This is a genomic window from Exiguobacterium sp. S3, assembly GCF_018617295.1.
GTDB classification, from domain to species: Bacteria; Bacillota; Bacilli; order Exiguobacteriales; family Exiguobacteriaceae; genus Exiguobacterium; species Exiguobacterium profundum.
On the sequence record NZ_JACSJW010000003.1, the window covers coordinates 166,980 to 182,118 of the forward strand.

The 15,139-nt window shown below is 48.0% G+C and carries 15 protein-coding genes; 2 read left to right on the forward strand and 13 right to left on the reverse strand.

Features of this window, described 5'->3' with window-relative positions; all coding sequences use genetic code 11:
• Positions 1-45: 45 nt before the first annotated feature.
• From KNO65_RS09600 to KNO65_RS09620, 5 genes are all read right to left on the reverse strand, one after another.
• Entirely contained in the window at positions 46-594 is a 549-nt protein-coding gene (locus KNO65_RS09600) for a GNAT family N-acetyltransferase (protein WP_214783699.1), read from the reverse strand.
• Between the two features lie 31 nt (positions 595-625).
• A complete protein-coding gene (locus KNO65_RS09605; RefSeq protein WP_214783701.1) occupies positions 626-1,468 on the reverse strand; it encodes a TVP38/TMEM64 family protein in 843 nt (280 codons plus the stop codon).
• A 137-nt stretch (positions 1,469-1,605) separates the two neighbouring features.
• Positions 1,606-3,201 carry a CTP synthase gene (locus KNO65_RS09610; RefSeq protein ID WP_074035670.1) on the reverse strand — a complete coding sequence of 532 codons (1,596 nt, stop codon included), beginning with the start codon at positions 3,199-3,201 and terminating at the stop codon, positions 1,606-1,608.
• Positions 3,202-3,450: 249 nt separating this feature from the next.
• Positions 3,451-3,930 carry a DNA-directed RNA polymerase subunit delta gene (gene rpoE / locus KNO65_RS09615; RefSeq protein WP_074035668.1) on the reverse strand — a complete coding sequence of 160 codons (480 nt, stop codon included), beginning with the start codon at positions 3,928-3,930 and terminating at the stop codon, positions 3,451-3,453.
• A gap of 80 nt (positions 3,931-4,010) precedes the next feature.
• Positions 4,011-5,336, reverse strand: a complete 1,326-nt coding sequence (locus KNO65_RS09620; protein ID WP_214783703.1) for a hypothetical protein — start codon at positions 5,334-5,336, stop codon at positions 4,011-4,013.
• Between the two features lie 170 nt (positions 5,337-5,506).
• On the opposite strand from KNO65_RS09620, the gene KNO65_RS09625 reads away from it, so the two are divergent.
• Positions 5,507-6,805, forward strand: a complete 1,299-nt coding sequence (locus KNO65_RS09625) for a globin-coupled sensor protein (protein WP_196431283.1) — start codon at positions 5,507-5,509, stop codon at positions 6,803-6,805.
• A 38-nt stretch (positions 6,806-6,843) separates the two neighbouring features.
• Here the strand turns inward: KNO65_RS09625 and KNO65_RS09630 are convergent, their stop codons facing one another.
• From KNO65_RS09630 to KNO65_RS09665, 8 genes are all read right to left on the reverse strand, one after another.
• Positions 6,844-8,970, reverse strand: coding sequence for a heterodisulfide reductase-related iron-sulfur binding cluster (locus KNO65_RS09630; protein ID WP_214783706.1), 2,127 nt, complete (start codon positions 8,968-8,970; stop codon positions 6,844-6,846).
• A 91-nt stretch (positions 8,971-9,061) separates the two neighbouring features.
• Positions 9,062-9,778, reverse strand: a complete 717-nt coding sequence (locus KNO65_RS09635; RefSeq protein ID WP_012727408.1) for a hypothetical protein — start codon at positions 9,776-9,778, stop codon at positions 9,062-9,064.
• A gap of 7 nt (positions 9,779-9,785) precedes the next feature.
• A complete protein-coding gene (locus tag KNO65_RS09640) occupies positions 9,786-10,304 on the reverse strand; it encodes a GNAT family N-acetyltransferase (protein WP_214783709.1) in 519 nt (172 codons plus the stop codon).
• Between the two features lie 167 nt (positions 10,305-10,471).
• A complete protein-coding gene (locus tag KNO65_RS09645) occupies positions 10,472-10,900 on the reverse strand; it encodes a hypothetical protein (RefSeq protein WP_214783712.1) in 429 nt (142 codons plus the stop codon).
• Complete coding sequence (locus tag KNO65_RS09650) at positions 10,900-11,316, reverse strand: YwiB family protein (RefSeq protein ID WP_214783715.1); 417 nt, start codon at positions 11,314-11,316, stop codon at positions 10,900-10,902. The genes KNO65_RS09645 and KNO65_RS09650 overlap by 1 nt, the downstream gene beginning before the upstream one ends.
• Positions 11,317-11,520: 204 nt before the next feature.
• Positions 11,521-11,928: a GNAT family N-acetyltransferase gene (locus KNO65_RS09655; RefSeq protein ID WP_483297367.1), complete on the reverse strand. Its 408-nt coding sequence runs from the start codon at positions 11,926-11,928 to the stop codon at positions 11,521-11,523.
• 34 nt (positions 11,929-11,962) lie between these two features.
• Positions 11,963-12,625 carry a Type 1 glutamine amidotransferase-like domain-containing protein gene (locus tag KNO65_RS09660; RefSeq protein ID WP_214783718.1) on the reverse strand — a complete coding sequence of 221 codons (663 nt, stop codon included), beginning with the start codon at positions 12,623-12,625 and terminating at the stop codon, positions 11,963-11,965.
• Between the two features lie 119 nt (positions 12,626-12,744).
• Positions 12,745-14,445 (reverse strand): glycoside hydrolase family 13 protein, encoded by a 1,701-nt coding sequence (locus KNO65_RS09665; RefSeq protein WP_214783721.1) that lies wholly within the window; start codon positions 14,443-14,445, stop codon positions 12,745-12,747.
• A 213-nt stretch (positions 14,446-14,658) separates the two neighbouring features.
• Between KNO65_RS09665 and KNO65_RS09670 the strand changes: the two genes are divergently transcribed.
• Positions 14,659-15,123 carry a GNAT family N-acetyltransferase gene (locus KNO65_RS09670; RefSeq protein WP_214783724.1) on the forward strand — a complete coding sequence of 155 codons (465 nt, stop codon included), beginning with the start codon at positions 14,659-14,661 and terminating at the stop codon, positions 15,121-15,123.
• Positions 15,124-15,139 lie beyond the last annotated feature (16 nt).

Here is a 15,139-nt window from a genome sequence, read left to right on the forward strand (position 1 = left end):
TGGCGACAAATATATACAAAATCATACAAAACAGGTACGTCGTCTTTAAATAGACGTCGTACCTGTTTTCATCCATTCTTCCCGTAATATACCCATCCGAATCGAATCATAGCGCTTCTCGTTCACGACACGCACTTGACGGATTCGACCTTCGAGTTGCATCCCTACTTTTTCAGCGACCCGCATCATCCGTTCATTCCCGGACCACGTCGTCAAGCCGACACGGACAACGGGTAGCGTCTCAAATAGATGCTCGGTCCATAAGCGAAGGGCACGCGTCCCGACACCACGATTCCAGCGGTCGGACTGATGCAAGATGATGCCCATCTCGAGCCATTCTCGTCCGGCATCTTCGAAATAGTAAGAAACGGTCCCATATACGGTTCCATCGACCTCAATGACCCACATGTCTTTTTTTTGAATGAGCGACTGCTCGATTTGCTGAAACTCTTCGTAAGACATTGACTTGTGTTCGAAGTAAGGCGCGTCCCACTGTTTCCATTCCGGTACCGCATCTCGATAAATCAATTCCCAGAGTCGTGATAGATCCTGTTCTTCAATCGGTCGAATGACCACTTCTTGATCTTGTCGCATGTTGTCTTCCTCTCTATAAATCGTCCTTACCTTATTCTTGTGTCCCGTTCGAATCTCCTTTTTTTCGTTTGCGCCAAATGAACGCAAGAATCAAGACAATCACACTTGCCATGACAGAAGCGATCGCGATTGGACTCGAATCGGTCATAAACAATTGTCCAATCGAGACAGAATAAGCAAGTCCGAACGACGTGACGAGTTTTGCCCCGAACGCGATACCCGCAAAGCGCAGAAACGGTACACGACTAAACCCCGCAGCGAGACAGATGACCTCGTCAGGTAAAATCGGAATGATAAATAAGGCGAGCAAGACACCAAGACCGTATCGATCGACATAGCGATCATACGTCTTCAGTTTTTCTTCATCGACCCAACGAATCATGCGCCCTCGACCAAATCGGGCCAGTCCATACATGACAAAGATTCCAAGTGTCGTCGCAACGCTTCCGACCAAAGCGGCACGAAACGGTCCGAGCGCGACACTCCCAATCGGCACGCTGACCGCTTCCGGAACGGGTAACGCAATAGGTTGTAAAAAGCTAAATGCTGCAAACACCCAGACCGCCTGTCGTTCATATTGTTCTAGTAAACGATCCAATCCGTATGTGTCATAAAGGATGAGTCCGAATGAAACATAATAGACGAGAACGAAAATCAAGAAGAGAGAGAACGTGATCTTCCACATCTGCTTTAGGATGACGTTCGAGCCGTCCCGAATCGCCCGAAGTAACCCGACCGAGAGGGCGAGTAAAACAACACCTGTCCAGCCAAGTTGATACGGCAATAAAAGGGAAGGCAAGACGACGAACGGCAACAGACTGAGCGCGACAAGCCCTAATCCATATCCAAGATAAATCGAATGTCGTTCTTTCATGTGCCCTCACCCTCTCCCCGTTCTACTTCTAGTGTACCCACAAAGTGATAGGGATGTATCCTGCCGAAGGCGCTTTCCCTCTCATGCTTTTGACGTAGAAAAACCACGGTCCGCAATGGACCGTGGCTTTCAATCACTTATTCTCCAAGTGATGCTTGGATGAAGTCATGGAATAGACGTTGTGGACGTTCTGGACGCGAAATCAATTCTGGGTGGAACTGTGATGCCACGAACCATTTGTGTTCTGGAATCTCAATGATTTCTACGAGACGACCGTCTGGGCTCGTACCTGAGAACTTGAAGCCTTCTGCTTCAAACGCTTCACGGTATTCGTTGTTGAACTCATAACGGTGACGATGACGCTCGTATACGAGTTCTTGATCGTATGCCGCATGCGCTTTCGTCCCTTTTTCGAGTTTACATGGATAAAGTCCAAGACGAAGTGTGCCCCCAAGATCCTCGATATCTTTTTGCTCTGGAAGAAGGTCGATGATCGGATACGGTGTCGACGGATCGATTTCTGCAGTATGTGCGCCGTCCAACTTCAAGACGTTACGGGCAAACTCGACCGTCGCAAGTTGCATCCCGAGACAGATTCCGAAGAATGGGACGTTGTTTTCACGAGCAAAACGTGTCGCTTCAATCTTCCCTTCGATTCCACGCTCACCGAATCCACCTGGAACGAGGATTCCGTCCGCATCGCCGAGGATGTCTGAGACGTTTTCAGCCGTCACGTCTTCTGCGTTGACCCAGTCGATGTCGATATCCGCGTTGAACGCATAACCCGCATGTTTGAGTGCTTCCGCGACCGAGATATACGCATCACGCAATTCGACATATTTCCCGACGAGTGCGATTTTCACTTTCTTCTCAAGGTGTGTGACCGTGTGGACGAGTTCTTTCCAAGCCGTCATGTCAGCAGCCGGTGAATTGAAACCGAAGTAGTCGTTGACGAGTTGGTCCATTCCTTGTTTTTGAAGGTTGAGTGGTACTTCATAAAGTGTCGATGCGTCTTGCGCCTCGATGACCGCTTCTTTGCGTGTATCACAGAAGAGGGCGATTTTTTCACGCATGTCTTCTGGGATGTCATGCTCCGTACGAAGGACAATGATATCCGGTTGAATTCCGTAGCTGCGAAGCTCTTTGACACTGTGTTGTGTCGGTTTTGTCTTCATCTCACCTGCGGCACGAAGGTAAGGGACGAGTGTACAGTGGACGTACATGACGTTCTCTTTCCCGATGTCATTCTTCACTTGGCGAATCGCTTCGATGAACGGAAGGGACTCGATATCCCCGACTGTTCCACCAATCTCTGTGATGACGACATCGGCGTTCGTCTCGCGTCCTGCACGGAAGACACGGTCTTTGATTTCGTTCGTGATATGCGGAATGACCTGAACCGTCCCACCGTTATAGTCTCCACGACGCTCTTTCTTCAAGACAGTTGAATAAATGCGCCCTGATGTGACGTTCGCGTTTTGCGACAAGTTGATGTCGATAAAGCGCTCATAGTGTCCGAGGTCAAGGTCAGTCTCAGCGCCATCATCTGTGACGAATACTTCTCCGTGTTGATACGGGCTCATCGTACCTGGGTCAATGTTGATGTATGGGTCAAACTTCTGAATCGTGACGTTGAGTCCTCGATTTTTGAGTAGACGCGCGAGCGAAGCTGCCGTGATCCCTTTACCGAGCGAAGATACTACCCCGCCTGTTACGAAAATGTACTTTGTCATGTTTCTTTCTCCTCTCTTGAATACCAACCATCGGGAAACGAAAAAACAAAAAAAGCAAAAGTGCCCCCGAAAATGGAGGACACTTTTGCTGCATCGTTACGTGCTAAACTAGCCCATGACTAATTTACGCTAGAGACGATGCAGTCGTCAAGATATTATTTTTTCTTTTTTTCAAGTCGATGGACACGACTAAAAAAGAAAAAGAGACACGCCTAGCCGGGCGCGATGCCCGGCTTTTTTTGCGGTCTCTTATAAATCATCCTCGTCTTCGATATCGAGGTCGTCGTCCAAGTCATCGTCCTTGAAATCGTCAAGGCCTTCTACTTTTTCTTCTTCGTCCTCATCATCAAATTCAGATGAATCATAGTCTTCAACTTTTGCGAATACATCCAAGTCATCCTCGATATCGACGATGCCTTCGTCTGCTTCTTCGAACTCTTCTTCGAATTCGTCAAGTTCACCACGTTGACGTGCTTCGATGACGAGATCCTCATCCGACTTATCGAATGGGTACCAAACACGAAGCGCCCAACGGTTTGCTCCTAAGTTAACGAACAACCCGTCGATGTTCAAATCGGTGTAAAGTTGTGCGATTTTTTCGAGCTCTTCCTCTTCACTCGCAAACGTATAGTTTTGCTTGATTTTTTCGCGAATCTCATCAAAAGAAACAGGCTGTTCGCCAGTTTCTTGGAGAAGTTCATAAACGAAATCAATCAACGATTTATTCATTAAAGGACACTCCTTTTCCGTCACTAGTTAAACATCACTCCTCATTATAAACAAAAGCGATATGAAAAAGCTAGGGAAAATTATGATTCATGTATTCTACTCGGACGAACTCGGAACCAGTACAGGCTGATCAATCCAATATTGAAAATCCACGTGAGTCCTAGAACACCGAACATCCATGCTTTTGGAATTTGAAACGATAATTCCTCGTTGACCGTCTGCCCAACGTACAAACCGTATCCTAACAATCCAATCATTAAGAAGGAGTACGCAACGACCATCCCAAACCGCTTCCACAGCTGCAAGAGCAAGGAAGCAAACTCCTTATTTTCCCCATATTGATCAAACAGATACGTATGGCTTACACTCGAGTACATCGTCTGCGTATACCCACTGACAAATAAGACAGGGATGAACGCAAGTGGCTCGATAAATCCTAGGAAAAAGATGAGGGAGGACACGAGTAACACGAGGTATGGGTGACGTGCGAAATTAAATATACGACTAAATAAAATCCAGCCGATGACGCCTACTAAAAATGGGACAAATACATAAAAAATGAGAACTTGAAACGAGTACAAGGCAAGACTGACAAAGACGGCACCAATTAACGTCCAACCACCGAACAATCCAATCACAAGCGACAGCAATTGAACCTGACGGGTGCGACTCGCTCCAATAAAGTCTCGGACGCGCTTTTGGTACAATAACCATCCAACATAAACGAGCAAAATAATCATTAAGCCAAATATTTCGATATAGCCACGCGCCCCTTCTAAAAGACTGAGCAGACGACTAATCAATGTAAAAACGGTGACCGCGATGAAGGCACGGAGAAAAGAACGAGTTTCAAACTGCCAAGTCGCCGATTTTTGAAGCGGTAATTTCCGAACAAAAAGCCATGGTAGAATCAAACTGACCAAAAAGAGAGCGATGGCCAGATTGTATGACTGTGTCAATGCATAAGAGAATATCGCAATCCAACCGACTAACATCAGAACCAACGGCCAGGAGCTCCCTTTATCTTCTTTTGAATCTGGATCAGCAGCTGGTTTCAGTTCGTTTAATTGCGATAAAATCGTCGTCATAATCGACCCGACTCCAATTGATCCAACCCCGACTAAAAAGGCGCTCCATTCAATCGCACGCTCAAACGGGAGAACGAAACAAACGAGACCGACAACGAGTACGACCAAGGCGATTAAAAAAGTATCTTTAGAACCACGGCGTCCAATGACATAAACCCACAATAATAGACCGGACATACTGGCTACATAAAAAATCAAGAATGGAATGAGACGCCCGACACCTTCTTCGACTGCCATAATAGATAAAAATAAGATCTGCGGAAGAATTTGACTACTGAGAGCACTGACAATCGTCAATAGGACAACCATGTTTTTCATGGGACACACTCCTTACATTGAGATTGAATATTCTGTTCCTCAATCATCCTTTCCCAGATCCATTCGTCTGCGAACCTCTTTCATAACACATTTACTTCTCAGTTTCTTCACTCTTTTGCCGATATAGAAGAGAATGACATTTTAGATATGAAAGAGAAGGAGAAAAATATATGGCACTTTTTCGTAAAACAACATCCAATCACTTCGTCGCCACTACCGGCTTTCCTGAAATCCAGACAATCGCTAAACCAGCCGACTCAAGCTTGAATGGTCGCACTCACTACATGGGATACACGACCTCTCAAGTAAAACGACTGCAAGGTATGGCTCCACTCGTCGAGTCAGTACTTGACGATGTACTTGAAAACGTACTCGACCACTTAATGCTGCAACCGGAAATGGTACAGATTGCGAACGCATCATCCACAAGAGAACGATTAAAAAAGGTATTCGCCGATTATTTCCGCAGCCTACTAACAGGGAACATCGATGATAAATTCTTGGCAATGCGGAAACGAATGGGACAGACGCACCACCACTTCGCCGTGCCTGTCGTCTGGTTCTTGGCGACGTACTCGGCATTTAATACGTTGCTCATCCCAAAAGTGGTTGAAACGTATCAACACGATCCTGCCCTCTTAAGTGAGTCCCTCTTAGCGTTGTCACACGCGATGAATTTAGACGCACAAATCGTCACCGAACAATACGTCAACGCCCGCCTCGATGAAATCGAGTCTGCGAACCAAGCTCGTGCGTCCCTGTTGAGTGACGTGACACGCGTCAGCACAGAAGTGGCGACTACGATGGAACAAACCGGACACGCCATGTCTGAAACGAGCAATCGTGCTCACCAAGTCCTTGCGGAAACGGAGCAAACGGAAAAAATGAGTCGTCATTTGATGAAATTGACGCACACGAACGGAAATCAAATCGAACAGATGGAAGTAGAGTTCAAACAGTCGGCCACCTACGTCGATACTTCGCTCGATCGAATTACCGCCCTAAAAGAAGGTTCACAGGATATTGTCAGCATGACCAAGAGCATCGAACAAATTGCTAACCAAACGAACTTACTCGCCTTAAACGCTTCGATTGAAGCGGCTCGCGCAGGAGAACACGGAAAAGGGTTCGCCGTCGTCGCCACCGAGGTACGCACACTTGCGGAGAACGCAAAACAACTGAGCAGTCAAATCAACGCGCTCATTCATGAAAATGAGACGAACATCGCGGCCCTCCTCGAGCAAATGGGGCAAATGCATCGGACGAACGATGAAGCGATGCGCCAACTAAGCACCGTCAAAGCTGGTTTTTCGACCGTTCAAGAAGAAATGGGCCAATACGTTCTTTCTTTCGAACGAAACAAACAAGACCTCGGACAGATGGTCGAGACCATTTCATCGATCAACGAGACGACGCAAGGGTTATCTCACTTGACCTCTTCTCTTCTATCCACCTCTGAGATGCAGTAAACAAACAAGGCACGGTCCACGGACCGTGCCTTCATGTATTATTGGACAACTGGTTCTGGTATCTCGATGGCCTTCAGCGAGCGATCGAGCAATTCGACGACATCGAACGTGCCGACGGTCTCATCGACTTCCTTCGCTTTTGTTCCATCAGATAACATCGTCAAACAGTACGGACATGCCGAACCGATAACAGTCGGTTTCGTCTCAAGTAACTGTTCTGTCCGAGCCACGTTGACACGTGTCCCGACTTTTTCTTCCTGCCACATGAGACCACCACCGGCTCCACAACACATACCGTTTTCACGGTTACGTGTCGCTTCGACGAGTTCGACACCCGGTATGCGTTCTAGGACGAATCGTGGTGCATCGTAAATGCCGTTATAACGACCAAGGTAACAAGAGTCGTGATAGACGACACGTTCGTTCACGTGAAGGTCTGGCTGAATCCGACCTGTGTCAAGTAACTCCGCGAGCAACTCCGTATGATGATACACCTTCACATCAGTCAAACCGAAGTCCGGATACTCATTTTTGAACGTATTGTACGCGTGCGGGTCGACCGTGACGATTTTCGTCACCCCATACTTCTCAAATAGTTTAATGTTCGCTTCGGCGAGTTCTTGGAACAGCAACTCGTTTCCGATTCGACGTGGTGTATCCCCTGAGTTTTTCTCTTCATTTCCGAGAATGGCGAATGAGACGCCTGCCTTGTTCAAGACGCTCGCAAAGCTCTGCGCGACTTTTTGGCTACGGCTATCGTAAGACCCCATCGCGCCGACCCAGAAGAGATACTCGAATTCCTCGCCTGCTTTTTTCTTCTCTTTCGCCGTCGGGATGACGAGTTCTGTGTCCTTGCGCCAGTTCTCACGTTCTTTTCGGTTCATTCCCCACGGGTTCCCTTGACGCTCGATATTGGCGACTGTGCGCTGCGCCTCAGGGTCCATTTTCCCTTCCATCATGACGAGGTAACGACGAAGGTCGATGATTTTATCGACGTGCTCGTTCATGACCGGACATTGGTCTTCACAGTTACGGCAAGTCGTACAAGCCCAAATTTCTTCTTCCGTGATGACGTTGCCGATCAATTCGTCTGCGACGAGCATATGTCCACTTTGCGCCGCTGCTGCGATTTCAGCACCTTGCGTGTTTTGGAACATGAGAGCCGGTGCCCACGGTGATTTTCTCGTGACCGCTGCACCTTTCATATTCATATGATCACGAAGCTTGACGATCAAGTCCATCGGCGACAACATCTTCCCAGTTCCTGTTGCCGGACATACATTCGTACAACGTCCGCATTCGACACAGGCGTATAGGTCGACGAGCTGCTTCTGGTTGAAGTCTTCAATCTTGTTGACCCCGAAGACGATCTCTTCATCCGACTCTTCCGCTTCTTCCATCGCTGAAAAATCGACAGGTGCCAAGCGACCGACTTTGTGTGTGCGCCCGAGCCAGACGTTGAGCGTACCGGCGATCAAGTGCGCGTGTTTTCCTTGCGGGATGTAGACCATGAAGCTGAGTAAGAATAAGAGGTGCATCCACCAAAAGACGACGAACAAGGCGAAAGCGACTGGACCTGGTACCCAAGCAAACGCTGAGCCGATGAGTGTCGCGACCGGTTCGCCCCACATTGGAAGCTCTTCCTTATAGACGAGGTAAAACCCGTTCCCGAACAAGACGGAAACCATCAACCCGCCGATGAAGATGAGGGCAAGACCTGCTAAAAAGTTTCGTTTCAAGCGCACGAGCTTCTCGACGTAACGACGGTAGAATCCCCAAACGACCGCGACGAGAATCATGAGCATGACGATTTCTTGCATGAACGTAAAGATTGGATAGAGGGGACCGAGCGGGATATGAGGGAAACGTGTTCCGACCGCTAGTCCTTTCCAAATGAAATCAATCGCCCCGAATTGGACGAGGATGAAGCCATAAAACATCATGACGTGAATGGCGCCACTCTTCTTATCCTTCAACAGTTTCTTTTGACCGAACACGTTGATCATGACCTGTTCGAGTCGTTCTTTGTTCGTTTGGCTCCATTCTGCCTTCTTCCCGAGCTTGATGAACGTATAACGCTGATGAACTAGCGTAGCAAATAAATACACACCATAGCCGAGGACGAGCAAGAATAGAATCCAGTTGACGATTAAAAATGTAGACATCCCCAAAACTCCCCCTTTGAAAACGGATTCAATCTTGAATTCAGTATATCAAATGATGAATGAACAGTCATTCATTTTTATGAAGTTCTCGTCAGAAGTTTAGAAGATGTTTCAAGATGAGCAATAATCCCCCATAACTGCACACGGCCAATACGAATGTGCGGAAGTGCAGATTTCGATCCGATGGGAGTTCAAACTTCACGATATTGAGAATCATCGCTCCGGCCACGAAGGCAAAACAGAGCGCTTCGACGTGCGCGGCCAAGTCAATCCAGCGTGAGAAGAACCCACCGAGCAAAATCCCACCACTCAACAAATAGCGTCCTTGTCGCATGTAACGTTCACCATAATGGCGATTTAAGTCATGACCGAGCGCTAAAAAATGCACGCCGAGCGCTGTCGCATAGAAGCTTCTTGCAACGAATGTCACCGAGTCGGCCGTCACCACGTACGCCGAAAAGGACATATAGGCCGTGAGGAGTGTCACCTGTAGCCAATACGAAACGGCCCGATCGACCGCCTCATCTTGAAAGTGAGGGGTTCGAACGAACCGCATCGTGCCATAAAATACCGTGAATCCGATGAGACTGACGATATAAATCTCAGAAGGTAACGCCAAATTCAACCAATCGACACGAAGCGTGTCCTGGCGTTTGTTCAGAGACGGCAAAAGATACATGAAGAAGTACGTGATGGCGATTCCGCTCGAGAATGAGAACCATTTCTTTGAAGGAACGGTCTCTTCCCGGAACAAATAGATGCCGAAGAAATTAATCAGCGCCAAATAGATGATGATCCAGTTCGCCATCTCGTCTTCACCCTCTCAAGTCAATCCAAAACCGTTCGACGATCGTCCCGTCTTCTTCCGTATACGGTGTGTCCGCGACGCCCCCATTGTTTAAAATGACTTGACGGGAAGCGACGTTTGTCCGATTACACGTGATGAGTGCACGCTCGATTCCGAGCTCTTTCACTTTCTCGAGCGCAAGTTGTAGTTGGATGGTAGCGAGTCCGCGCCCGCGCGCACTCGGTTTCACCCCGTACCCGACATGCCCACCAATCTTCAAAAGTGATTCATTCAACTCGTGACGAATGTTCGCCGCCCCGAGAAGCTCTTCTCCATCTGTGAGCCAATACGTCGTGCTCGGGACCCAGCCTTCCTCTATGTTCTCACGTAACTTTTTCTGACGTAATGTGTTGACGTACGCCTCGAAGTCTGTCGTTTCACGGTCCACCGAGGTCGGGACAATCCGCTCATCCCGCTCGTACCATTCCTCTAAAAATGCGAGAATCTGTTCTTTTTGTTCGACAGATGTCTTGATTAGTCTTAACATCACATTTCCCCCTTTATTCATTTCCATTCGCGCTCTCTAAATTGATTTCCTTGTTCCTTCATCTTAGAGAACGGACACGCCATTTAAAATAGACGTCCGGAATGAATTGTGTCCCCTTTCAACCATAAAAAAAGTGCCATCCTGTTCAGATGACACTTTCGGTATGCTTATTCTTCAAGTCCGAGCCGTTGTGGCATATGTGGCGCGAGTTGTCTCGCTTCCTCCAACCGACCTGCTTCGACGAGCGTATGGAAATGTAAGAACTGTTCATGCGATGCATCGCTGATGGCTGCCAAATAATCGACGTACCGATCGTAGACCGCTTTGTCCTCTGGACGTGCCTCGATGAGTGCGATATACAGGCGAACGGTGTCTTCCCCGTAAAGGAGCGGGAACTCATCGTTCAATTGAAGCAATTTATCAATCGAATTGACATCGACCCCGTTCTCTTGGTCGTAATGCATGATGACTTGTTCAGCGTGGTCCTCGAGGCGACCGCGCCACTCTTCGTACTCTTCTTCGTTCGTTTCGAGCATCTCGAACCAGTCTTCGTTCAACATCTCTTCAATCTTGTTTACGCGTTCTGTAAAGTTCATCAGTCTTCTCCTCCTTCAAATGTCCACGTGACATGTACTTCATATATGCCAACATCTTCTTCATTCATGGACAACTCATATACGAACGTACATGATTCTTCCGAGACATCGAGGCGCGATGTCGTCGTCGCCATCGTCATCGACATATATGGATTCTTGTATAAGCTTTGCGTGAAGCGACCTTCGATGAAGGAGTGGCTCATCTCAATCGGTCCTTTACAAATCAGCGCCAATCGTTCCGGCGTGTACTTGATTGTCGTCGGGACCGCCCCGTCCTCTTGTTGTTGGTCAAACATTAAAATGAAGCCAGTCTTCAATGGATAGTATAAACCGTCTGCCGAGAGCTCGATTGACTCTGGCATGTCACTCATCCGTGTTGTTTGCTGGACACGCACGCGAAGTGGTTCAATCGCCATGCTCATCCCCCTTTCCGTCAATTCATCGTACCATATGTGGTAGGAGTCGTTCTATCGACGGCGCTTCGTTTTCACGTAGATGAGATGGTCTACCCAATCTTCGTTCTCAAAGATAAACCCTTCTCTCGTGCACTCATACGACATGCCGACACGCTCCGCGAGACGAATGGACGCTTTATTATCGAGATTGATATGTGCCTCGATTCATTGAAAGTTCAAGTCGTCAAAAGCAATACGCATCGCCAGGTCGACCGCTTCTGTCCCATACCCCTGACCCCAATGTTGATTATGAATCGTATACCCGACCCTCCCCCATTGAAACGCATCTCGCGCCAAGGTAGAAAAATCCACCATGCCGAGATGTATCCCATCTTCAAGCCGGAAAACGGCGAAGACATGTGCCTCGTCTTCATGTGCGAGTGATTGATGATTGTCGACTAGCTGGTCAAACCAAACGGACGTACAGTCGCTCATGTCTAATTTCCCGGGATCGTACACTTGTTGCGAAATACGACGATTTGTAAAACCACTTAACCATGCGTCATAATCCTGCTTCTCTAACGGTCGTACGATGATTTGATTCGTTTTTCGTTGATGAGTAAATCGGTTCAATTTCTCATGTCCCCTTCCTATTGCTTTTATACAGTCAGAAAAACTTCTTCCAATTCCCTTCCGAAATCACATCGACCTTCCCATCCTTCACGCGAATCGCCGTCTCGTCGTCAATCGCATAGGCCGGTGCCTGTAACGCTTCCGCCCAATCTGCTGCATGACGTGACGTGTTCCCCGGTAACATGTCATGGTCGAGATGTGGAAAGATTGAGAAGTCGACAAACCCTAACGTCTCATCGTTTTGGTCGTCGGATGCGCGCCATCCGAAAAACTCCTCGCCGATTCGTGGCGTCATCACCATACTCCCCGCACTCAATCCGACGTAGACGCCTTCCCAAGATGGGAGCAACGCCGCCACCCCGGACTGTTTCATCCAATGATGTAAAAAGAGCGGGTCGCCACCGTTCACTAACAGGACGTCGGCCTGTTCAAACGCCGGTCTCCACACCGATTCATCGATACTCGGGAGCGCGCTCAGTTCGAGCACCCCGACCGACTTCCAATCCAACTCACACATCGGTGTGGAGAAATCCCCATTGAGAAAATTCCATGCGTGTTTCGTTCCCCCGTTCAACGCATAGATGGCTGTCGGAATACAAAGTGCATGGCACTCTTCAATCGGCTCGTCTAATAATTCTTGAAGTGCCCGCTTGATGCTTTCGTTTTTGATTCCTGCTGACGTTAATAACAGTTTCATTTACGTTCCCTCCTTCTTCATCTCCCTATAAGGAGTTCGCAGGAGTCGCCGTTATCCCCTTTTTCCAACAAAAAAGGCCGTAGACGAATTTTCGTCCACGACCTTGGAGTTCTGAAACATTAGCTGATTTTATACACGCGACCTTCGAACGGCTTCAAGTGAAGAAGCGTCGATTCTGCATCGCCCTCGACCGGCATGTTGCTCAAGACGACATCTTTCGCACGAAGTGTCTGGTCCATATCGAACATCGTCTCTTTCGCCGTCAAGTTCGTGACGACAAGGTACTGCGTGTCACCGAGCGTACGCGTATACGCATAGACTTCCGGGTGATTCGGTAAGACGACATCATACGCCCCGTATACAAACGTCTCATCGTCTTTACGAAGTTGAATCATCTCTTTATAGAAGTTAAAGATGGAGTCCTCATCTTCAAGCTGTGATTCAACGTTGATATCCGTATAGTTCGGATTGATGCCGACCCACGGCTTCTCTGCGAACGTGAAGCCAGCGTTTGGAGCATCACTCCACTGCATCGGTGTGCGTGTGTTGTCGCGTGATGAGTTCCACGTGATGCGCATCATCTCGTCATGACTCTTCCCTTGCTCGACGCCGATATAGTAGCGGTTGCGTGTCGCGATGTCATCATATTGGTCGATTGAATCGAATTTGACGTTCGTCATCCCGATTTCTTGACCTTGATAGATGAACGGCGTCCCTTGCATGAGGAAGTACATCATCGCAATCGACTTCGCACTTTCTTTCCAGTAACGCTCGTCGTCTCCCCATTTCGAGACCGTACGTGTCTGGTCATGGTTTTCGACGTAAAGTGCGTTCCATCCGTCGGCTTCAAGTCCTTTTTGCCATTTCGTCAACACGTTCTTCAAGTGGACGACATCGAGTTTCGAATCGGCATCTTCACTCCATAGGTCCATGTGTTCGAATTGGAAGACCATGTTCATCTTCCCTTCTTTTTCACCGACCCAAAGGTGCGCATCGTCAGGCGATACGCCGTTCGCTTCACCGACCGTCATGATGTCATGCTTATTGAACGTCTCGTCACGAAGTTCTTCTAAATAGTCGTGAATCCCGTCCACGTTCATGTGCATCTCGAATGACGGTACAAAGTCGAGGTCGTTCGGGTTCGGCAAGTCGGCGAACGTCGGATTCTTGCGAATGTGGCTGATGGCATCGACACGGAACCCGTCGATTCCTTTTTCGAGCCACCAGTTGATCATGTCGTATACAGCTGTACGCATCTCAGCGTTTTCCCAGTTGAGGTCTGGCTGTTTTTTCGAGAAGACGTGCAAGTAGTATTGCTCCGTCGCTTCATCGAACTCCCAAGCCGAGCCGCCAAAAATTGATTCCCAGTTATTCGGCTTCGATCCGTCCGGTTTTCCGTCACGCCAGATATACCAGTCGCGCTTCGGATTGTCTTTTGAGCTCTTCGATTCAATGAACCAAGGGTGCTCATCCGACGTATGGTTGACGACGAGGTCGAGCAACAGTTTCATACCGCGCTGATGCACCTCGTCCAATAAGCGGTTGAAGTCTTCCATCGTACCGAATTCGTCCATGATGTCCTGGTAGTCACTAATATCATACCCGTTATCATCGTTTGGCGATTTGTACATCGGGCAAATCCAGATGACGTCAATGCCAAGGTCTTTCAAATAGTCGAGCTTATCAATGATTCCTTGAATATCTCCAATTCCGTCTCCGTTCGCGTCATAGAAACTGCGCGGATAAATCTGATAGGCGACGGCTTCTTTCCACCAGTTGCGTTTAAGCGTTTGTGTTTGTTCTCGTTGTAAAAGTTGCATGTGATCTAGATACTCCTTATCCCAAAACTCACTGCTCATCATTTATACTTATCTTATTCGTGCTGTGAACTTTATATCATTAGCGCAATCGTTTGCACGATGCAATAAATTTATCTTACCAAAAAACATTCGATGATACAAAGATGTTTCATCAGCATACTCAACGTGTACCCTACACGATTTTGAAAAGAAATGAAAGCGAGGTGCTTCATCATGTTTCGATTTGCGACAATGGAGGATTTTTCAGCAGTCGATCAATTGATTGTAAAGAAAGCAAAAGAGTTCCAAGCAGCCGGAAAGTCACAATGGGTCAAATATTTAGAGCCGAGTCGTTCCGATTATGTCCGTCACGATTTGACGAACGGGACGGTGTTTGTCTACGAACGAGATCAGCAAGTCGTCGGTGCCGTCAGTCTGATCCCTCCGACTGACTGGGACCATAATCTATGGGACGACCCGGACGGTGCCGTCTATTTGCATCGACTCGTCACGGACTCAAGCGCAAAAGGTGAACAAATCGGGGAACGTTTGATGCAGCATGCCTTAGCAAACACACCTTCGACCATTCGATTGGACTGTGTCGCCGACAACGCCTTCTTAAATAACTACTATCCTCGGTTCGGCTTCCGCTATATGGGCGAACGAAACGGATTCTCATTATTTGAAAAACAGGCTTGACCTTGACGTCACGTCA

What these genes read in the sequence shown, in the direction of transcription:
- KNO65_RS09600 (WP_214783699.1), bottom strand. Translation starts at nt 594, where the DNA reads ATGCGACAAGATCAAGAAGTGGTCATTCGACCGATTGAAGAACAGGAT.
- KNO65_RS09605 (WP_214783701.1), bottom strand. Translation starts at nt 1,468, where the DNA reads ATGAAAGAACGACATTCGATTTATCTTGGATATGGATTAGGGCTTGTC.
- KNO65_RS09610 (WP_074035670.1), bottom strand. Translation starts at nt 3,201, where the DNA reads ATGACAAAGTACATTTTCGTAACAGGCGGGGTAGTATCTTCGCTCGGT.
- rpoE (WP_074035668.1), bottom strand. Translation starts at nt 3,930, where the DNA reads ATGAATAAATCGTTGATTGATTTCGTTTATGAACTTCTCCAAGAAACT.
- KNO65_RS09620 (WP_214783703.1), bottom strand. Translation starts at nt 5,336, where the DNA reads ATGAAAAACATGGTTGTCCTATTGACGATTGTCAGTGCTCTCAGTAGT.
- KNO65_RS09625 (WP_196431283.1), top strand. Translation starts at nt 5,507, where the DNA reads ATGGCACTTTTTCGTAAAACAACATCCAATCACTTCGTCGCCACTACC.
- KNO65_RS09630 (WP_214783706.1), bottom strand. Translation starts at nt 8,970, where the DNA reads ATGTCTACATTTTTAATCGTCAACTGGATTCTATTCTTGCTCGTCCTC.
- KNO65_RS09635 (WP_012727408.1), bottom strand. Translation starts at nt 9,778, where the DNA reads ATGGCGAACTGGATCATCATCTATTTGGCGCTGATTAATTTCTTCGGC.
- KNO65_RS09640 (WP_214783709.1), bottom strand. Translation starts at nt 10,304, where the DNA reads ATGTTAAGACTAATCAAGACATCTGTCGAACAAAAAGAACAGATTCTC.
- KNO65_RS09645 (WP_214783712.1), bottom strand. Translation starts at nt 10,900, where the DNA reads ATGAACTTTACAGAACGCGTAAACAAGATTGAAGAGATGTTGAACGAA.
- KNO65_RS09650 (WP_214783715.1), bottom strand. Translation starts at nt 11,316, where the DNA reads ATGGCGATTGAACCACTTCGCGTGCGTGTCCAGCAAACAACACGGATG.
- KNO65_RS09660 (WP_214783718.1), bottom strand. Translation starts at nt 12,625, where the DNA reads ATGAAACTGTTATTAACGTCAGCAGGAATCAAAAACGAAAGCATCAAG.
- KNO65_RS09665 (WP_214783721.1), bottom strand. Translation starts at nt 14,445, where the DNA reads ATGCAACTTTTACAACGAGAACAAACACAAACGCTTAAACGCAACTGG.
- KNO65_RS09670 (WP_214783724.1), top strand. Translation starts at nt 14,659, where the DNA reads ATGTTTCGATTTGCGACAATGGAGGATTTTTCAGCAGTCGATCAATTG.